This is a genomic window from Sanguibacter sp. Leaf3, from assembly GCF_001425965.1.
Classification (GTDB): domain Bacteria; phylum Actinomycetota; class Actinomycetes; order Actinomycetales; family Cellulomonadaceae; genus Sanguibacter; species Sanguibacter inulinus.
This window is the reverse complement of the sequence record NZ_LMRH01000002.1, coordinates 142,964-161,146: the sequence shown is the minus strand read 5'-3', so window position 1 is coordinate 161,146 and position 18,183 is coordinate 142,964. Positions and strand designations below refer to the sequence as shown.

Here is an 18,183-nt window from a genome sequence, read left to right as displayed (position 1 = left end):
CGTAGACTGGGCTCATGCCCGCCTCCCCGTCCGGTCTCAGCCGTGACCACCTCGCCGCCTGGGCCTCCCTGGCCACGGTGCTCGAACGCCTCCCGACGGCACTCGACGCCCAGCTGCGACGCGACCACGACCTGAGCCACTACGAGCACGGGCTGCTCTACGCGCTCGACAGCTCGACCGAGAGGTCGCTGCGCATGAGCACGCTCGCCGGCTACGCCAGCAGCACGCTGTCCAGGCTGTCGCGGGCGATCTCCCGGCTGGAGAAGAAGGGCTGGGTCCAGCGCTCCCCAGACCCGGACGACGGCCGCTTCACCCTCGCGATCCTCACGGACGACGGGCACGACCTCGTCGCCCGCTCGACGCCCGCGCACCACGCCCTCGTCGAGGAGCTCGTCTTCGCCCCGCTCTCCGAGGCACAGGTGCACCAGCTCGCGACCATCAGCGCGGAGATCGCGACGACCATCGACCCGACTGCCGCCTGGACGCCGCCGGAGCAGGCCTGAGGGAGGCGTCCGAGCACGCGGCACCGCGTGCGGCTCGGCGACCACGTGCAGCTCGGCGGCTGCTGGCCCTGCCACTCGGAGCGTCGCGACCTCGCGGTACGGTCTGCGGATGGCCACTCCCCCCGACGACGCGCGACGCGGCTCTCGCGTCGTCGAGCGGTGGGACCGCCAGCAGGTCCCGCTCTACCTCCTCGCCATCGCCCTGGGTGCGGCCATCGGCCTGGCCCTCCCCCAGGTGGCGTCGACGCTCGAGCAGGCGATCACCCCGGTGCTCGCGCTGCTGCTCTTCGCGACGTTCTCAGGGGTCCCACTCATCGAGGTAGGCCGGGCCTTCAGGGACATGAGGTTCCTGGTGACGGTCCTCGTCGCGAACTTCGCCGTCGTGCCCGTCGTGGTCTTCGGGCTCTCGCAGTTCGTCGCGGACGACCAGGGGCTGCTGCTCGGCGTGCTCCTCGTGCTCCTGACGCCGTGCGTCGACTACGTCATCGTCTTCACGGGGCTCGCAGGCGGGGCGCGGGCGAGGCTGCTGGCTGCCGCTCCCCTGCTGATGCTCGTCCAGATGCTCCTGCTGCCGGTGTACCTCTCTCTCTTCGCAGGTCCTGAGGTCCTCGAGGTCGTCGACGTGCGTCCCTTCGTCGAGGCCTTCGTCGTGCTGATCCTCGTCCCCCTCGCAGCGGCTGCCGGAGTCCAGGCCCTCGCCCGGGGCCGGCGGGGACAGCGTGACCGTCGGACCGTCGGGGTGACCGTCGGACGAGCGGTCGAGGGGGCATCGGCCGCAGCGATGGTCCCGCTGATGATGCTCACCCTCGTGGTCGTCGTCGGGTCGCAGGTCGCTGCTGTCGGCGCCGAGGTGCGCTCGCTCGCGCGCGTCGTGCCGCTCTACGTGGCCTTCGTCGTGGTCGCCGTGGCCGTCGGAGTCCTCGCGAGCCGCGTGGCACGCCTGGACGTCTCCGCAGCCCGTGCCGCAGTGTTCTCGGTCGCGACCCGCAACTCTCTCGTCGTCCTGCCGCTCGCGCTCGCCCTCCCGGAGAGCCTGTCGATCGCACCCCTCGCGGTCGTCACGCAGACCCTCGTCGAGCTCGTCGCGATGGTGGTCCTCGTGCGGGTCGTGCCTCTCGTGGTCCGCGAGACAGGAGCCGCGCACTCGCGCTGACGCCACCCGCCGCGTCAGCGGCTGGGCGCAGGCCTCAGCCCGTCGAGCAGCACCTGGACGAGGAGCGAGCGGTCGTCGGGCGAACCGAGACGCACAGCGTGCTCGATCCCGCAGACGAGGTGCGCGAGGTGGTCGACCGTGAGGTCGGCCCTGACGGCCCCGGCTCCACGAGCAGCCTCGAGCACGGAGGCGAAGGTCTCGAAGATCTCGCGCTTGGCCGTCCGGACGGACTCCGCCTCGTCCTCGGGCGAGAGCAGCACCGCCTGGAGACCGCCGTCCTCGAGCTGGAGTGCGAGGGCAGATCGCAGGTAGAGCGCGAGCCCTGCTCCCGGGTCAGGGTCTGCTGCCGCCCGACGAGACGTCGCGAGCATCTCGTCGAGGGTCTCGGCGGAGAGCGCCTCGACGAGGGCATGGACCGTCGGGAAGTGCCTGTAGACGGTTCCGACCCCGACTCCGGCGTCGCGGGCGACGTCGTTGAGCCGCAGGGCTGCGCGGTCGTGGGTCCGGGCGACCTCGAGGATGCGCGCCCTGCTGCGCGCGGCGTCGGAGCGGAGGGCTGACATGCGACCACCCTACTCCAAGCGGATGGCGTATCCGTTCTTGTGCTAGCGTCCAGATGGATAAGTCATCCACTTGAGAGACGAGGACTTCAATGACCTGGGACCCTGCACACCTGCCAGACCAGACCGGGCGCACCGTCGTCGTCACCGGCGCCACGGCCGGGATCGGCTACTTCGCCGCGGAGCAGCTCGCCGCGGCTGGCGCCGACGTCGTCCTCGCGTCCCGCTCGCAGGACAAGCTCCGACGCGCCGCTGACGCTGTCCGCAGCCGCGTGCCCCTCGCATCTGTGCGGACCGTCGCGCTCGAGCTCGGCTCGTCGGCCTCGGTCGACGCGGCCGCTTCAGAGCTCGCCGCGCTCCCCCGCCTGGACGCCCTCCTGCTCAACGGCGGCGTGATGAGCATGGACCGGACCGCCACGACCGAGGACGGGTTGCCGCTCATCCTCGGGACCCACGTCGCCGCGAGCGCGAGACTGCTGGGACGACTGCTGCCGTCCCTCGTCGCGACAGCCTCCGAGCACGGGAGCCTGAGCCGGGTCGTCCACACCTCGACGGGCTTCGTCCAGATGCTCCGTCTGCGCACCGACGACCTGCGGCACGTATCCAGGCTGGGGATCACGGCGTACACCAAGGCCAAGACCGCGACCGAGATCTTCGCCTTCGAGCTCGACCGCAGGCTCCGCGCCGCTGGCTCGCCCGTCGCCTCCGTGGTGACCAGGCCGGGCGTGGGGGTCGACGCGAAGACCCCCGAGCGTCCGGGGGTCCGGGATGCGACGACGCCCTACCAGCGCAACCCGTACACCCCGTGGGCGCAGGGGAAGGACACCGCTGCCTGGTCGGCGGTCAGGGCGCTCACCGACCCGCAGGTGAGCGGCGGCGAGTACTTCTCGCCGAGCGGGAGGCTGCGGGGCGCCCCCGTCTCGATCCCGCTGCCGGCCAGGACCGCCGCCCCGGCCGGCGACACCGCTGAGCGCCTGTGGCGCCAGGTCGAGGACCTCGCGGGTGTGACGATCGACGTCGCCGACCTCGCCTCACGTCCGGCTCCGTAGGCACCGCACCAGGTCAGCGCCCCCCGGTGAGCTTCCTGCTGCGCTGAGCGACCCCTGCGGTCCCGTAGGGGTAGTCGTCGACCTGCGGCACGCTCGCCTCGGTCAGCCGGGTGGTCTCGTCCTCGGTCAGCACGAGGTCGGCTGCCGCGAGGTTGTCGCTCAGCTGCTCGACGGTCCGGGCACCGAGGATCACCGAGGTGACGGCCGGCCTGTCGGCGAGCCAGGACAGCGCGACCTGGGAGGCGGAGACGTCACGGGCGTCGGCGATCTCGCGGAGCGCGTCGACCACGCGCCAGGTGCGCTCGTCGTCGTTGCGGCCCTGCCACGCCTCCATGCCGCGCTGCGGGTTCTCACCCAGACGCGTGGCACCCGAGGGCGGGACGTCACGCTCGTACTTGCCGGTGAGCCATCCGCCCGCGAGCGGCGACCAGGGCAGCAGCCCGATCCCGGCGTCGAGGGAGGCGGGCACCACCTCGTGCTCGATGTCGCGGACCAGCAGGTTGTACTGCGGCTGGAGCGTCACCGGCGCGGCCCAGCCGTGGGCGGCAGCCGTGTGCACAGCCTTGGTCAGCTGCCAGCCGAGGTAGTTGGAGAACCCGTAGTACGAGATCTTGCCGGCCGTCACGGCGTCGTCGAGGAACCTCAGCGTCTCCTCGAGCGGGGTCACGGCGTCCCAGGCGTGCATCTGGTAGAGGTCGACGTGCTCGACCCCGAGGCGCCGCAGCGACGCGTCGAGGGCGTCGCGCAGGTGGCGCCTGGAGAGGCCGAGATCGTTGGGGCCCTCTCCCATGGGGAAGCGGCCCTTCGTCGCCAGGACGACCTGCGAGGCCTCGGTCGGGTGCGCGGCGAGCCAGCGCCCGATGATCTCCTCCGAGGCGCCGCCGCTGTAGACGTCGGCGGTGTCGACGAAGGTGCCGCCAGCCTCGACGAAGGTCTCGAGGATCGCGCCGGAGGTGGCTTCGTCGGCCTCCGAGCCGAAGGTCATGGTCCCGAGGCAGTGGCTGGACACGACTGCGCCGCTGCGGCCGAGGGTGCGGTACTGCATAGAAGACTCCTGTGTCGTCGATCGTGTGGGACTCGTCCAGCCTCTCCCGCTCGTCGCAGGACCGCCAGCGGGCCGAGGTCTGCCCGCGTAGACTCGGGCGACCAGCCGCGCGCCAGCGGCCGAGAGCCGGGGGGCACGCATGGCACCACAGCAGGCACGATGACCGACTACCCACGCATCTCCACGGTCCCGGTCGAGGCCTGGACCGGCCCCGAGGACGATCCCGCGTCGGATCGCCTCCTTCGCCGTCCCCTTCGCCGTGGTCGCGCTCGTCTGGGCCTTCGTGCCGTGGGCTGCGCCGTGGGGCGTCGTCGCTGCGGTCGTCGTCGTGGCGATCGTCCAGACCGTCCGCGACGTGCGCAGGGCGCGAGGACGAGGCCGCCGCACCCCGTAGCCGCCGCGGCCCCGAGACCACCAGCGACCGCCACGTCGAACACCTGTACGATCGGTGGATGACCAGCAGACCGCTGCTGCACGCCGACGCCGACGCCTTCTTCGCCTCGGTCGCCCTGCGCGGGCGACCCGACCTCGTGGGTGTGCCTGTCGCCGTGGTCGCGCACGTCTTCGTCGCGAGCGCGAGCTATCCGGCGCGCGCTCTCGGCGTCACCAGCGGCATGCTGGCCGACGAGGCACTGCGACGACACCCCGGGCTGGTGCTGCTCGACGTGCCGCGCGCGGAGGTCGAAGAGGTCGGCGACGCCCTCTTCGACCTCTTCCACGAGTGCGCCCGGGCGGTCGAGCCCGGCTCGGTCGAGGAGGCCTTCCTCGACGTCGGGACCGACGACTGGGACGAGGCCGTCGAGGCCGGCCGCACGCTCAGGCGCCGTGCTGACCACGAGCTCGGCATCCCGGTGAGCGTCGGGGTCGGGCGCACCAAGCTCATGGCGAAGCTCGCCTCGCGTGCCGCCAAGCCCGACGGGCTGCACGTCATCAGCCCGCAGCAGGAGACGTCGCTGCGCAGCTCCCTCGCTCTCGCCGACGTCTGGGGCGTGGGGGCGACGACCCGCGAGCGCCTGACCCACCTCGGCGTCGAGCACCTGGCCGACCTCGACACCGTCCCGCGCGCCATGCTCCAGCAGTCCTGCGGCACGGCGATGGCACGCAGGCTCTGGCAGATCCGCGAGGGCACGGACGACGCGACCGTGCGCACGGTCGAGGCCAGGTCGACCCTCACCGCCGAGGGGTCGACCTCCGGCTACGGGCGCGCGGACAAGAGCACCGGGCAGGTCGTCGACGCGTGCGTCGAGAGGGTGTGCCACCGGGCCGCCCGGGCCGGCCTCGTCGCGACGGGTCTGGCTCTCGCGCTGCGGTCAGAGGGAGCCGGGGCGGCGACTGTGCTGCGACGAGGCGGCGATGCCACGGCCGACCCGAAGGTGTGGCGCGCGGTCGCCCATGATCTCCTCGGGCCTGACGACGCACCGACGGCCACGACGGTCCGAGCCACGCTCACCGGTCTCCTGCCGTCAGACCGGGTCCAGCCGACGCTCTTCTGAGCCTCGGTCAGGAGAGCGTCAGGTGACGTCTTCTCCCGTGCAGGTCCCGGCAGCCACGAAGGCCGCCTGGCCGAGAGTCTCCATCGTCTCGGTGGTGTCCTCGCCGAGCCCTGCGTCGAGGGCGAGCAGCGACAGGACGGCGAAGACGTCTGAGAGCTCCTGGGGGTCCTGTCGTCGGAGGGCGCCTCTGCCCTCAGGCACGACGAGGCCCCGACCGCGACGGTCGGGGCCTCGTCGTGCTGCGCAGACTCGCCCGCGTCGGCGAGACCTCAGGACTTCTCTGACGGCGGGATGGGTCCGTAGACCGGCTGGACCTCGGCCATCTCGATGTCGGCCGTCGCCTGGATGAGCGAGAGCAGCTCCGGGTCGAGGCCGGGTGCGAACTCTTCGAAGCGCTCCTCGGCGATCGTCGAGGGCACGCCCTCGGGGGCCTGCTCGGTCGCGTCGAGCTCGGTCCCGTCGTTCGACGGCGACATGCCGCGGAAGATCTTCCCGGCCTCGGAGAGCCCCGTGAGGTCGAAGGTGTACTGCTTGCTCTGCAGCCCGAGGTCCACGAGCTTCTTCACCTCGGGGAACTTCTCCGCGTTGGTCTTGGGGATCGGCAGCAGCTTTCCCCAGTCGACGCCGAGAGTCTCGAGGGCCTTGGCGTAGGCGTTCTCGTGGGCCTGGTCCCGGACGATGAGGTACGAGATGGTCGAGCGTGCCGTCTTGTTCTCGGTCATCTCGTAGATCCGGCACTTCTGCAGGCGACCTGTGGACTCCAGCATGAGGTTGTACAGCAGGTCGAGCACGAGGTTGCCCGAGTTGTAGACGTAGCTGCCGCTCCACGGGTTGCCCGCGGAGTCGACGGGCAGCGCGCCCTGGGCGGCGACGAGGTAGTGGTGGATGTTGCCCTCGTCGAGAGCCATCCGCAGCGGGATGTCGCCCCCGGCTCCCGGCGTGTCCAGCGGGTCGGTCTTCTTGCCGTTGTAGCGCGGGGAGCCGTCGAGCAGGCGAGAGATGGTCGTCCCGATGAGCTCGACGTGGCTGATCTCCTCGGTGCCGATCCCCTGGAGCAGGTCTCGGTACGGCTTCGCCGCAGCCCCGCGGAAGTTCATGCTCTGGAACAGGTACTGCATCATCGTCCGCATCTCGCCGAACTGGCCGCCGAGTCCCTCCTGGAGGGCGTTCGCTGCTGCCGGGTCGGGCTCGTCGGGGATGATCTCGTGGATGAGTCGCTGGACGTGCAGGTACACGGTGATTCCCTTCGTCGTGCTCCCGCGGCCTGTCGGGGGACGAGCGCACGAGGGTGCGCTCGACCACCCCGGTGGCTCGAGAGAGTCGGGGTGCTGAGGGTGGGAGAGGTGGTGCTGATCAGCGCGCTGCGTCGCGTCGCTCGGAGCCTCGCCGCCGTCATGACGAGGGATGACCGGCTGCCCTGTCCGGGTCTAGCGGGTCTTCACCCACTGTAGGACCGGCGGTGGCTCTGCGCGCGGCGAGGCCCGCGCGCACCCCTACGACGTCGCTCGTCGACGAGAGGAGCCAGGTCCGCACGGCGCGGTGACGTCGTGGCCCTGCACGGTCGGTCGCACGGACCGCTGCGCGGGTCCCGGCGGAGCAACCCGTGGGATCATGCTCGGGTGCGTATCTTCGTCGCCGGCGGGTCCGGTGTCCTCGGCCGAGCCGTCATCCCTCTGCTGGCGGGGCAGGGGCACGAGATCACCGCCACCTCCCGCTCGTCGAGCAAGGCTGGTCTGCTCCGCGGCCTCGGCGCGACCGCGGTCCCGCTCGACGCCTTCGACCGCGAGGCGACCATCGCGGCCGTCGCCGGGGCTCGCCCGGACGCGGTCCTGCACCTCATGACCGACCTCGGCACCGGAGACTCGGCGAGCAACGCCAGGCTGCGGACCGTCGGCACGAGGAACCTCGTCGACGCCGCCCGGGCGAGCGGCGTCTCCAGGTTCGTCGGCCAGAGCATCGCCTGGGTCTACCCACCTGCGGCCGACCTGGCAACCGAGACCGACCCCCTCGACCTGGACGCCGCAGAGCCTCGCCGGACGACTGTCGCCGCCGTCGCCGAGCTCGAGGGTGCGGTCCGAGAGCTGGCGGGCGGGGTGGTCCTCCGGTGCGGCCAGCTGTACGGACCGGAGACCTGGTACTCCCGCGACGGGCGGTACGGCCACGCCGTGCGTGACGGTGAGCTCGTCGCGACGGAGACCGTGACGTCCTTCGTCCACGTCTCGGACGTCGCCCAGGCCGTAGTCCTCGCCCTCGGGTGGGAGGGCGGGGTGTGGAACATCGTCGACGACGAGCCGGCAGCCGGGGTCGAGTGGGCCACGGGCTTCGCGCGCGCCCTCGGTGCGCCTGCACCTCGGCGGAGCACCTCCGGAGACGTCGGCCGCCCCGTGTCCAACGCTCGCGCCACCCGCGGCGGGCTGACCCTCGCCCATCCCTCCTGGCGCGACGGCTTCACCACTCTCTAGGCCCCGTCGCACGGCCCGGGCGGCTGGGCACGGTCTGAGGCTCGCGCGTGCCCGGGCGAATCTGGCGCGTCAGTCGATCGACTCCACGAGGCTCGGGTCCGTCGGGTCGGCCTTCTGCGTCGAGTTCACCCTGCGGTCGACACGGTGCGTGGTCATGGTCTGCGCGACCTCGTCGGAGGAGGCCGTGAGGCGGTCGGTCATCGTCTCCTTGTCGGCGAGAGCATCAGGGCTCAGCCACTCGCCCCAGAGGTCGGGGAGCAGGAACACCGGCATCCTGTCGTGGATCTCGCCCGAGGCGTCCCGGGCCTCGCGGGTGATCACTGTGTAGGTGAGCGCCCACTCCCCCGACGCCGGGTCCTTGCGGGCGGCGTAGAGCCCGGCGGCGGCGAGCGGACCGTCGGAGTGGATGTAGTGCGGCTGCTTGCCGCTCGGGGTGGTCTCCCACTCGTAGTAGCCAGTCATCGGCACGAGGCAGCGCTGGCTCGTGAACGCGGAACGGAACATGCCCGAGGTCGCTACGGTCTCGAGCCGCGCGTTGATCGGTCGTGGTCCGGAGTCCTTGGCCCACCCTGGGCGCAGACCCCAGCGGGCGTAGTCGACCTCGCGGTGCAGCTCGTCGTCGAGCAGCCGCTCCCGGACGACGGGCGCAGGGTCGCTCGGCGCAACCGAGAAGAGGCCGGCCCAGTCGTAGGCCGTACCGGGGCTCGCGTCGAAGAACGCCATGAGGTCGTCGATCGCGATGTCGCTCGCGTACCTGCCGCACATGCTCCTGAGCGTAGGGCGCACCGTGGCCGCGGTCTAGACCTCAGGCTGCACGTTCCTTAACGATGCTGCACGTTCGTGCGCTATTCTTCGAGCATGACGACCTCACTGATGATCTTGATCGCCGGCCCCTACGCCTCTGGGACCGGTGGCGACCCTGCTCTCATGCGCCGGAACCTCGACAGGCTCGAAGAGGCGGCCTGGCCCCTCTTCGAGGCGGGCCACCTGCCGATGATCGGCGAGTGGGTGGCACTCCCTGTCCTCGCCAGCGCGGGCGCGAGCGGGCCTGACCACCCGCTCGCGGCCCAGGTCATGTACCCGACGGCCGCGCGGCTGCTCGAGCGCTGCGACGCTGTGCTCAGGCTCCCGGGTGAGTCACGGGGTGCCGACCAGGACGTGGCGATCGCCCGCGAGCGCGGCATCCCCGTCTACACAGACCTCTCCGAGGTCCCCGGGGTCGGGGTCAGCCCTGCAGCGCTGTCACTCCCTGAGCCCCCGTCCCCGCAGACCGCGCTCGGACCTGGCCTGGCTGGAGGGGCTCAGGCCCGTGCAGCGAAGAAGGCGGCGAGCACGTCGTCGTCCTCGTAGGCCAGATGCATCTGCGCGACCTGCTCGGGCGTGAACCAGTCGACCCGCTGTCCTTCGGTGAGGACGATCTCGTCAGCCGGCACGTCGAGCGGGGCGGTGAAGGTGTGCTCGACGCCGTAGGACCGGACAACCGTCTCGAGGTGCACCACGACCTCCGGGGCGAGGTCGACACCCAGCTCTTCACGGACCTCGCGGACGATGCAGTCCAGAGGACTCTCGCCAGGCTCCAGCATGCCGCCGGGGACCGCCCACATGCCGGGGTACGGGATCCAGTCCTTGTCGTCCCGGAGCTGGAGCAGGACCGCACCGTCGGCGGCGACGAGGATGATCTGGCACCCTCCGCCCTCGAGAGCCTGGGACATGTCGTCTTCTCCTCGGATCTCGCCGGCGGCCCCTGACCGGGCACCGACCGTCAGTCTGCCACCTGCGGCCGGACCGTCGCCGGTCGACTCCCCCGTCCTGGCACAGCGACGACCGTCGTCGGGGTCGACTGCGGTATCAGCTCGACTCTGTGCGCACCGCAGGAGCAGCGGACGTAGACCACCAACCCCTCGCTCGTGGTGTGGGAGGACAGTCGGGACCACTCGTGGGTGTGCATGGATCCATGCTGAGGTCATGGGTCAGGGGCATTCAACCATTACAGTCGAGAGATGATCTTCGATCACGACCACCAGGTCGGTCCGCTGCTCGCAGCGGCTCTCGTCAACGCGGACGGCGAGGAGAGCCTGGAAGGGCTGCTCGTCGAGCACCGCATCCGTCGCCCCGCCCTGTCGCCGGCCGACGCTCACGAGGTCGGCAGCTGGGCGGTGCGCCTGCGGCAGGTCTTCGAGGCCGAGAGCCCCGACGACAGGTGCGACCGCGTGAACGCGCTGCTCGCCGAGATCTCGGGCGCGCTCTACCTCTCGACGCACGACAGCACCCCGCCGCACCTCCACCTCGCGCCCGACACAGACGGCATCACGGCACGGGTGCGCGCTGTCACCGCGGGAGGTCTGGCCTTCTTCATCGCCTCGGCGCACGGGCGACGCTTCGGCCTCTGCGCCCGCGAGCGCTGCGACCGTGCGTTCGTCGACGTGTCGCGCGGCGGACGCCAGCGCTACTGCAGCGCCCGCTGCGGCAACACCGACGCCGTCGCGCGGCACCGTCGAGCGCAGCGCTGAGGCAGCCGCGTCACCCTCGCAGGGCAGCGGGATGTCCTCGTCAGCCTCGCGCAGCACCGCAGCACCGCAGCACCCTCGTGCAGCGCCGAGGCCTCCTGGTCGACGGTGCCCGTCGGGCCGCACCCGTCTCTCCCGGGGACGGCCCGACGGGCCAGGCCGTCATCGCAGCGGGACGCTCCTGCGCGGCGCCCGGAGAGCTCCCACGAGCAGGTCGACGACCACGAAGGCCGCGAGAGAGAGGCCCATGAGCGGCAAGAAGACCCCGACCGCCCCGGCGCAGAGCAGCGCGAGCGCGGCACCCCACCACGGGGCGCGCCGCAGCACCCCGCGCTCGGGCGGCTTGCCGACGCGGCGGGTCCCGCGCCTGGGGCGGCGCTGCCACCACATGACGTAGCCCCACACGACCATCGCGGCGATCGCGGACCCGGCGACGAACAGCACGAGCTGGTTCACGAGCCCGAACATCGACCCCATGTGCAGGTCGATCCCCCACCGGCTGAGCTTCGCGACGAGCGAGAAGTCGTCGAAGTCCACCCTGTCGACCACGCGCATGCTCTGTCCATCGATCGCCACAGCATCCACCTCCGTGGGGTACGACCTGTGGATCTCCTGCACCACCCAGGCTGTGCCCGCCTCGGCGGGCGGGCGGATCTCCACGAGCCCGGTGTCCACGTTCACGTCCTGCGCGATCGTGAGCACCGAGTCGAAGGCACCCCGGCTGACGTCCGTGGTGGCGACCGCCCCTGCCGGTGCGCCGCCGCCGTGGTGGCCGGCGTGCTCGTCCGCAGCGCCACCCGCCCCGCTGAGGTCTGTGCTCACCGCCGGGGTCGTCCACCCCACGGCCGCGCGCAGGTCCGAGACGTTGCCGCCTCCGTGCTCGGACCAGGTGATGCCCGTCGCGGAGAGGAACAGCGCGACCCCCAGGACCCACAGGCCTGTGGTCGTGTGCCGCGATCTCGTCCTGGCGTAGCCCGGACCCGTCGCGGCCGGTCGCCGCGTCTTCTTCCGCCGGGCGCGCCAGCGCTGCGTCCCCCACAGCCCCAGGCCAGCCAGCGCCACCACTCCGAGCCAGGACGCCGCGAGCTCGCTGTAGAGCCGGCCCGGCTCTCCCAGGTGCAGCGACCTGTGCAGCTGGGTCACCCACGTCCGCACGGGCAGCGCACCCGAGGTGCCGTAGGCGGTGAGGTCACCACGGATCTCGGCCGTCGCCGGGTCGACGAAGACCGCGCGGGTCTCGCTCGCGCCGAGGTCGTCGCCCGCGTACATGACCCGCGTCGTGTCCCCGGGCTCGGGTGCCGGCCGCACGGCGACGAGCTGCTCGTCAGGCCCGACGTAGGCGTCGGCAGCGAGGATCTGCTCGCGCAGCGCGAGCTGGCTCGCCGCCGCCGGGGCGTGCAGCTCGTGGTCGTACACCGCCTGCTCGACCTGCGGGGTCAGCGCGTAGAGCGCGCCGCTCGCCGCAGCCACCAGGACGAAGGGACCGACGAAGACTCCGGCGTAGAAGTGCAGCCGCAGCAGGAGCGGCGAGAGCCAGCCCGCTCGGCGGGGCTGGCGTGCAGGGTCTGTCCCTGACGGCCGGTCTGCCGACGGTGACCCGTCGAGAAAGACCGGACCTCGAGGCTCACCGGCGTCACCGGTCGCGCTCACGAGCCGTCACCGAGCAGCGTCTCGCCGACGAACCCGCCCTCGGAGCACCCTGGCGGGATCGCGAAGACCGCCGACCCGATCGGCGTGGTCCACTCGTTGAGCAGGTCGAGCTCGTCGAGCCTGCGCTGGAGCGGGACGAACTGCGCGTCGACGTCGGCCTGGAAGGACACGAACAGCAGGCCCGAGCCCGAGATCTGGTCTCCCGTCGGGGCGTCGTCGTAGTTGTAGCCCCGACGGAAGATCCGCTCGGACGTGTCGTCCGAGCGGGCGCGCCGGACGTGCGAGAACTCGGGGATCACCGGGAAGCCGATCGCCGTGGTCGCCTCGAAGTCGGGCTCGTCGTGCTCACGGGTCCCGGTGAGCGGGGCGCCCGTCGACAAGAACCGCCCGGTCGACTGCTCCCGCCCGCTGCGGTCGAGACGGTCCCAGGCATCGAGGTCCATGCTGATCCGTCGCACGACCATGCTGGTGCCCCCCGCGAGCCACCCGTCGCCGATCCAGACCAGGTCGTCGAAGTCTGGTGTCGTCGGAGCAGGGTTGACCGTGCCGTCGACCTGCCCGAAGAGGTTGCGCATGGTGGTCCCGGACCTCTCCGAGCCGTGCGCGCGCCGGAACCCCGACTGGGTCCACCGCACGGTGGTCAGGCTCCGGGCGTCCTTGAGCAGCATCCGCTGGGCGTGGGCGACCGTGAAGGCGTCGTCGGCCCCGATCTGGAGCAGCAGGTCGCCGTCGTTCCAGGCGTCCTCGAGCCTGTCGACCCCGAAGGCGGGCAGCGGGCGCAGCCACGTGGGCATCGCCCCGGCCGAAGACCCGTCGGGCATACCCCGCCGGACCAGCTCGGGTCCGAAGCCGAAGGTGACGGTGAGGCGTGCCGGGACCTGCGCGAGCTCGGGCTCGGAGTCGGCGAGGGCTGGCGCCCCCTGGGTGAGCCTGGCCGCGTCGTCGGTGAGGATCCGCAGCAGGCGGCGCAGCCCGTCACGGTCGACCTCGGGCCGCAGGTCGAGCGCCACCAGGGTCACGTGCGCCTGGGGTGGGGTCTCGACGCCCGCCTGGTGCGTCCCGTAGAACGGGACGGTGAGCCCTCCGTGGAGGGCCTGCTCGGCTTCAGAGGTCTCAGAGCCGCGGCCGTCGCGCCGGACGAGGGTGTCGGTGCCGATCGCGGCGACGGCCCCGATCCCGGCGACAGCCCCTCCGAAGAGGAGCTGCCGCCGGGTGGGACCACCGCGACCGGGCTCGTGGGCCTGGTCGCGGCTCATCACTCGTCGCCCGCGTCGGGTGCGTCCGTGGCGCCCTGGGTCGTGGTGGCGTCACCTGAGTCGCCGTGGTCCATGCCCTCCATACCTTCCATGCCCTCCATGTCGTCGCCGCCCTCGTAGCTCTCGTTCGCGCCCGCGTAGTCCTTGGCGGGGGCCGTGAAGTCGAGGGTCGACTCGTCGGAGAAGGTCAGCGTGAAGGTCACCTCGTCGCCTGCGACGACAGGCTCGACGAGGTCCATGAGCATGATGTGGTTGCCGCCCGGCGCGAGCACGAGGTCGCCCCCGGCGGGGACCGTGAAGCCGCCGTCCTTCTCCCGCATGACCATGGAGCCGCTCTCGTTCTCGACGGTCTCGTGGAGCTCGAGCGCAGTCGAGGCAGGGGTCGTGACCGAGACGACGGTGACGTCCTGCGACCCGGAGTTGGTGATGTCGCCGAAGGCAGCCGACATGCCGCTGTCGGCCGCCTTGACCCACGGGTCGTCGACGGACACCGAGTCGGCGGCGGAGCCGCTCGTGGAAGACCCCGTCCCAGACGGTGCGGAGTCGTCGCTGCTGCACCCGGCGAGCGCGACGAGTGCCGCGACCGACAGTGCGACCGTTGGCAGGTGGCGTCGGCCGGGGGTGCCGGGACGGGTCGACGAGGAGAGACGGCGGGAGGTGAAGAGACGTGCAGACATAGGAGTTCCTTCAGTTCGATGAGAGTGAGCCGGACGGAGGCGTCAGAGCGACGCGTCGTCGGGCGGGGTGGGGCGGCGGCGCGAGGGGCGCACGGCCACCCAGAAGACGAGCGACGCGGCCAGTGCACCCAGGACGCCGACGACGACAGGCCGCACCCAGGCCGGACCGGCCGCCGGGTCCGCGGCCGAGACGGCGGCCTCGGGCTGGTCGCCAGCCGAGCCGGCTGCCGGGTCCGCAGGCGAGCCGGCTGCCGGGTCCGCAGCCGAGCCGGCTGCCGGGTCCGCAGCCGAGCCGGCAGCCGGGTCCGCAGCCGAGCTGTCGGACGGTCCCGCCGGAGGGGCCGACCCCGTCTCGGAGCCTGAGGTCGGAGCGGTGTCACCCACGGAGAAGGGGATGACCCCGGTGATGGGGTGCCCGTCGGAGGACACCACCCGCCACCGGACCTCGTACGACCCGTCAGGGACGTCGTCGGCGAGCTCGGTGACCACGTCGGGGCCGTCGAGCACAGGGTCGCCGACGGTCCAGGTGGTCCCGGCGTCGTCGGCGACGATCACCGCAGGGCCGATGGCGAGGATCTCGTCGGAGAACCTCAGCGTCACCTCGGTCGGGGCGACGTCGAGGTGCTCTCCCTCACCGGGAGAGCTGTCGAGCAGCTGGTCGTGCGCGGCTGCAGGCTGCGCAGCGACCGCGACGAAGAGCGCGAGGAGCGCTCCTGTCCCGGCCGTGCGCGAGGCAGCACGGAGTGAGCGTGCAGTCATGGGGGTTACGACCTTCGTCGAAGGTCCGCGAGCACCAGCGGGCACCCCGTCGAGCACGACGACCAGGCCCGTCGCCCGGAGGGCAGCGAGCAGCACCACCACGGCGCGAGGCGCACGGCAGTCGCCACGGAGCGAGACGCGCCGCGGTCACCGCCGTGCGGCGAGCGGCACCACCGTCGACCGTGGCCAGCACAGTGCGGGCCGCCCGTGGCAGGCAGGGAGTCGTGAGAGACGAAGAGTCCGGCAGGCAGGCGCGGAGACGTCAGGAGTCAGCACATCCCGCGCCGTCGAGGTGACGAACGGGTGCTGACAGGGGGTCTCAGGCCAGCGCGAGCGCCGGCGGACCGCGCCTGACGACGCACGACCGCACCACGGAGAGCGGCGCCGGGACCCAGACACCCTCGTCGCCCGACAGCGCGGCCCGCGGGTGGGCGGGCAGCACGGAGAGCCTGACGACGGGCAGGAGGAGGAAGGAGACGAGGCGGTCGGCCAGCCCGGTGAGCCTGGCGAGGACGATCTCACCGCGGCGGAGCGTCACGACGGTCAGGGCGGCAGCAGCGGCGTGCGCGAGCATCATCCAGAGACCGCCATGACCAGCGTGGCCCGCGTGGGTCGCAGAGCTGGCCGCGGACCCGACGGTCAGGACGACGGGATCGACACCGTGCCCGGCGTGCGGGCCGGCCCCGCCCACGACGGCGACGGTCGCGCTGCTCGCGGCACCCACGACGAAGAGCGTGTGGAACAGCAGCTGGCTCAGCGCGACGGAGACCGACAGGCGCAACCACGAGCGTCGCAGGCCGGCGAGGGCGATCGAGGCCGAGGTCGCGAAGACCAGCGGGACGAGGACGCCGAGCAGACCGGGCATCGCACCGCCCGCCAGCACGTGGGAAGCCAGGGCGACGAAGGTCGAGAAGGCTGCGGCGAGCGCGCCGCGGCCGAGGCGAGCCGGACGCGAGACGGCACGGGCGGGCACGGCTAGCACCTGCTCCCCGGTCGTCTGCATGACCTAGATCCTAGGGGACGCTCGATCTTCGGGGACGCTCGACGAGACAGGAGGGACGGAGAGCGCCCAGCTGTTCATCGCGTCGAGGACCGTCCGGAGCTGTCCGCCCACCTCGGTGAGCTCGTAGACGACCCGCGGCGGGATCTCGGCGTATGCCGTGCGGGTCACCAGCCCGTTGCGCTCGAACTGCCGGAGCCGGTTGGTAAGGGTGTGCGCGCTGATCCCGGGGAGGCGGTCTCTGATCTGGGTGAACCTGAGCGGCCCGTGCAGCAGCTCGCGCACGATGAGCGTCGCCCAGGGACCGTCGAGCAGGACGAGGAACCGGGCGACCCCGCACTCAGGGGCTTCGTCGACATCTCTCACGAGGCCGATCGTAGTCCCTCGGTGCAGTTGACGTAACCGATGCATCGTATGCACTAATGGCTCCCATGACCTACATCGTCCACGGCGCCACAGGCGCCCAGGGAACCCCCGTCGCCTCCCTCCTCTCCGCTGCCGGTCACCACGTGACCGCCGCAGTCCGCACCCCGAGCACCTACGCGGGACCCGGCACAGCCGTCGCCGTCGACCTCTCCGACACGGCCTCGCTCGTCGAGGCCTACACCGGGGCAGAGGGCGTCTTCGTCCACCTGCCGATCGGCTCCCCCGACCAGCAGGTCGCCTACGCCCGCACCATCGCCGACGCCGTCGACGCCGCCCGCCCGGGCCGCGTCGTCCTGTCGACGAGCGGGTACACCCTCGACGACCCCGCCAGCGCCGTGAGCATCCTGGCCGAGCGCCTGACCGCCTCGGGGGTGTCGAGCGCCGTCGTCCAGCCCAGGCTGTACCTCGAGAACCTCCTGCTGCCCGTCGTCGTGGGCCCGGTCCAGCAGGACGGCGTGCTCGGCTACCCGGTCCGGGAGGACTACGCGGTGTCGTGGAGCTCCCACCTCGACGTCGCCGACGTCGTGCTGCGCCTTCTGGAGGACCGGGCGATCACCGGGACCGTCGGTGTCGGCGCACTGCCCGGCCTGCTCGGGTCGGACCTGGCCGAGGGCTTCGCCGAGCACCTCGGACGCCCCGTCCGCTTCGAGGCCATCACCCCCGACGCCTTCGAGCAGCTCATCACGCCCCTCTTCGGTCCTGCCGCGTCGTCGGTCGTCGACTCCTACAGGTGGCGCGCGACACAGCCCCACGAGCTCGTCGACGAGGAGACCAGCGCGCAGCGCCGGCTCGGGATCACGCCGCGGACCGTCGCCCAGTGGCTGGGTGACATCGGCGTGTGAGCCGCGAGCGCCGAGGCGCGACGCACGAGAGCGGGGTCCTGGACCGTCGGCCCAGGACCCCGCTCTCGTCGGCTCGGCAGCCCCTGCGGGTCTCAGCCCGCGTGCTGCGCTCCGAGCATCGCCGAGGCGACGAGGTTGTCCTTCTCCAGCACGGTGCCGTCCGTGACCGCAGCCGCCCACACGTCGGTCGAGGCGACGGCCGCGAGGTTGGACTGGAAGATCGCCATGAGCGTCGTGTGCACGGTCTCGGCCGAGACCGACCCGACCGAGTTCGCGATGTGGATCGCGCCCGTCGCGTCCGAGAGCACCTCGGCGGCGAGGCCGTGCGTCTCGGTCTCGGCGACCGAGGCGAGGATGCAGTTGTTGGTCATGTACCCGGCGAAGGTCACGGTGTGGACGTCGTGCTCGCGCAGCCAGTCGACGAGGCCGGTCCCGGCGTAGACCGTGCCGTACTGCTTCGTGACGGACGTCCACGCCGGGGTCCGGCGCCGCTCGATCTCCGGGTGGATCTGGTACCCCGGGGTGGTCGGGTCGAAGACCGGCGCACCCTCACCCGCGACGTGCTGGACGGCGACCACCGGGATGCCTGCGGCAGTCGCGGCGTCGACCGCCTGGGCGATCCGGGCGAGGGAGTCCTCGCGCGGGGGGAACTGGATCTCGAGGGGGCCGTCGAAGTAGTCCTGCTGGACGTCGACGAGGACGAGTGCGCGACGAGGGGTGCTCATGGTGTCTCCTGGGTGCTGGTGGGGGTGAGGACTGGGGGCCCGGTCGGTCAGGCTGACGCGCCGGGCCGCGACACCC

General features: G+C 72.0%; 22 protein-coding genes. 9 read left to right on the top strand and 13 right to left on the bottom strand.

What is annotated here, in order from left to right; all coding sequences use genetic code 11:
• Positions 1–14: 14 nt before the first annotated feature.
• Entirely contained in the window at positions 15–503 is a 489-nt protein-coding gene (locus ASG53_RS08100) for a MarR family winged helix-turn-helix transcriptional regulator (protein ID WP_056131298.1), read from the top strand.
• A 109-nt stretch (positions 504–612) separates the two neighbouring features.
• A complete protein-coding gene (locus ASG53_RS08095; protein WP_056131295.1) occupies positions 613–1,656 on the top strand; it encodes an arsenic resistance protein in 1,044 nt (347 codons plus the stop codon).
• A gap of 14 nt (positions 1,657–1,670) precedes the next feature.
• On the opposite strand, the gene ASG53_RS08090 is transcribed toward ASG53_RS08095, so the two are convergent.
• On the bottom strand, positions 1,671–2,219 hold the full coding sequence (locus tag ASG53_RS08090; RefSeq protein ID WP_056131292.1) for a TetR/AcrR family transcriptional regulator: 549 nt from the start codon (positions 2,217–2,219) through the stop codon (positions 1,671–1,673).
• A gap of 89 nt (positions 2,220–2,308) precedes the next feature.
• On the opposite strand from ASG53_RS08090, the gene ASG53_RS08085 reads away from it, so the two are divergent.
• The gene (locus tag ASG53_RS08085) at positions 2,309–3,265 is read left to right on the top strand and encodes an SDR family NAD(P)-dependent oxidoreductase (RefSeq protein ID WP_056131289.1); all 957 of its coding nucleotides are present in this window, start codon (positions 2,309–2,311) and stop codon (positions 3,263–3,265) included.
• 13 nt (positions 3,266–3,278) lie between these two features.
• Here ASG53_RS08085 and ASG53_RS08080 read toward each other — a convergent pair whose 3' ends face one another.
• A complete protein-coding gene (locus tag ASG53_RS08080) occupies positions 3,279–4,310 on the bottom strand; it encodes an aldo/keto reductase (RefSeq protein WP_056131286.1) in 1,032 nt (343 codons plus the stop codon).
• 259 nt (positions 4,311–4,569) lie between these two features.
• Between ASG53_RS08080 and ASG53_RS20510 the strand changes: the two genes are divergently transcribed.
• Together ASG53_RS20510 and ASG53_RS08075 are read left to right on the top strand one after the other, a co-directional pair.
• Positions 4,570–4,704 carry a hypothetical protein gene (locus tag ASG53_RS20510; protein ID WP_268793419.1) on the top strand — a complete coding sequence of 45 codons (135 nt, stop codon included), beginning with the start codon at positions 4,570–4,572 and terminating at the stop codon, positions 4,702–4,704.
• A 58-nt stretch (positions 4,705–4,762) separates the two neighbouring features.
• Positions 4,763–5,803, top strand: a complete 1,041-nt coding sequence (locus ASG53_RS08075) for a DNA polymerase Y family protein (RefSeq protein ID WP_056131284.1) — start codon at positions 4,763–4,765, stop codon at positions 5,801–5,803.
• An 18-nt stretch (positions 5,804–5,821) separates the two neighbouring features.
• On the opposite strand, the gene ASG53_RS08070 is transcribed toward ASG53_RS08075, so the two are convergent.
• Together ASG53_RS08070 and ASG53_RS08065 are read right to left on the bottom strand one after the other, a co-directional pair.
• Positions 5,822–6,004: a hypothetical protein gene (locus ASG53_RS08070; RefSeq protein WP_056131282.1), complete on the bottom strand. Its 183-nt coding sequence runs from the start codon at positions 6,002–6,004 to the stop codon at positions 5,822–5,824.
• A 68-nt stretch (positions 6,005–6,072) separates the two neighbouring features.
• On the bottom strand, positions 6,073–7,038 hold the full coding sequence (locus ASG53_RS08065) for a manganese catalase family protein (protein ID WP_056131279.1): 966 nt from the start codon (positions 7,036–7,038) through the stop codon (positions 6,073–6,075).
• Between the two features lie 384 nt (positions 7,039–7,422).
• Between ASG53_RS08065 and ASG53_RS08060 the strand changes: the two genes are divergently transcribed.
• Positions 7,423–8,265 (top strand): NAD-dependent epimerase/dehydratase family protein, encoded by an 843-nt coding sequence (locus ASG53_RS08060; protein ID WP_056131276.1) that lies wholly within the window; start codon positions 7,423–7,425, stop codon positions 8,263–8,265.
• 69 nt (positions 8,266–8,334) lie between these two features.
• Here the strand turns inward: ASG53_RS08060 and ASG53_RS08055 are convergent, their stop codons facing one another.
• Entirely contained in the window at positions 8,335–9,030 is a 696-nt protein-coding gene (locus ASG53_RS08055; protein WP_056131274.1) for an SOS response-associated peptidase, read from the bottom strand.
• A 93-nt stretch (positions 9,031–9,123) separates the two neighbouring features.
• Here ASG53_RS08055 and ASG53_RS08050 point away from each other — a divergent pair, with 93 nt between their 5' ends.
• Positions 9,124–9,615, top strand: a complete 492-nt coding sequence (locus tag ASG53_RS08050) for a DUF4406 domain-containing protein (protein WP_235533874.1) — start codon at positions 9,124–9,126, stop codon at positions 9,613–9,615.
• Here the strand turns inward: ASG53_RS08050 and ASG53_RS08045 are convergent.
• Positions 9,567–9,977, bottom strand: coding sequence for an NUDIX hydrolase (locus ASG53_RS08045; RefSeq protein WP_056131271.1), 411 nt, complete (start codon positions 9,975–9,977; stop codon positions 9,567–9,569). The genes ASG53_RS08050 and ASG53_RS08045 overlap by 49 nt on opposite strands.
• Positions 9,978–10,265: 288 nt before the next feature.
• Between ASG53_RS08045 and ASG53_RS08040 the strand changes: the two genes are divergently transcribed.
• Positions 10,266–10,775 (top strand): CGNR zinc finger domain-containing protein, encoded by a 510-nt coding sequence (locus ASG53_RS08040; protein WP_056131267.1) that lies wholly within the window; start codon positions 10,266–10,268, stop codon positions 10,773–10,775.
• Between the two features lie 159 nt (positions 10,776–10,934).
• Here ASG53_RS08040 and ASG53_RS08035 read toward each other — a convergent pair whose 3' ends face one another.
• The 6 genes from ASG53_RS08035 to ASG53_RS08010 all read right to left on the bottom strand — a co-directional run bounded on the left by ASG53_RS08035 (position 10,935) and on the right by ASG53_RS08010 (position 16,480).
• Positions 10,935–12,422 (bottom strand): PepSY-associated TM helix domain-containing protein, encoded by a 1,488-nt coding sequence (locus ASG53_RS08035; protein WP_056131264.1) that lies wholly within the window; start codon positions 12,420–12,422, stop codon positions 10,935–10,937.
• Positions 12,419–13,678 (bottom strand): Dyp-type peroxidase, encoded by a 1,260-nt coding sequence (locus ASG53_RS08030; protein ID WP_056131261.1) that lies wholly within the window; start codon positions 13,676–13,678, stop codon positions 12,419–12,421. Before ASG53_RS08030 ends, ASG53_RS08035 begins: the two co-directional genes overlap by 4 nt.
• Positions 13,678–14,355, bottom strand: a complete 678-nt coding sequence (locus ASG53_RS08025) for a copper chaperone PCu(A)C (protein ID WP_056131258.1) — start codon at positions 14,353–14,355, stop codon at positions 13,678–13,680. Before ASG53_RS08025 ends, ASG53_RS08030 begins: the two co-directional genes overlap by 1 nt.
• A gap of 42 nt (positions 14,356–14,397) precedes the next feature.
• Entirely contained in the window at positions 14,398–15,114 is a 717-nt protein-coding gene (locus ASG53_RS08020; RefSeq protein ID WP_156382720.1) for a copper resistance CopC family protein, read from the bottom strand.
• A 319-nt stretch (positions 15,115–15,433) separates the two neighbouring features.
• Positions 15,434–16,117: a hypothetical protein gene (locus tag ASG53_RS08015; protein WP_056131254.1), complete on the bottom strand. Its 684-nt coding sequence runs from the start codon at positions 16,115–16,117 to the stop codon at positions 15,434–15,436.
• Between the two features lie 3 nt (positions 16,118–16,120).
• Positions 16,121–16,480, bottom strand: coding sequence for a winged helix-turn-helix transcriptional regulator (locus tag ASG53_RS08010; RefSeq protein ID WP_235533873.1), 360 nt, complete (start codon positions 16,478–16,480; stop codon positions 16,121–16,123).
• Positions 16,481–16,545: 65 nt separating this feature from the next.
• Between ASG53_RS08010 and ASG53_RS08005 the strand changes: the two genes are divergently transcribed.
• Positions 16,546–17,382: an SDR family oxidoreductase gene (locus ASG53_RS08005; RefSeq protein ID WP_056133881.1), complete on the top strand. Its 837-nt coding sequence runs from the start codon at positions 16,546–16,548 to the stop codon at positions 17,380–17,382.
• Between the two features lie 92 nt (positions 17,383–17,474).
• Here the strand turns inward: ASG53_RS08005 and ASG53_RS08000 are convergent, their stop codons facing one another.
• Entirely contained in the window at positions 17,475–18,107 is a 633-nt protein-coding gene (locus ASG53_RS08000; protein WP_056131251.1) for an isochorismatase family protein, read from the bottom strand.
• Positions 18,108–18,183: the final 76 nt, after the last annotated feature.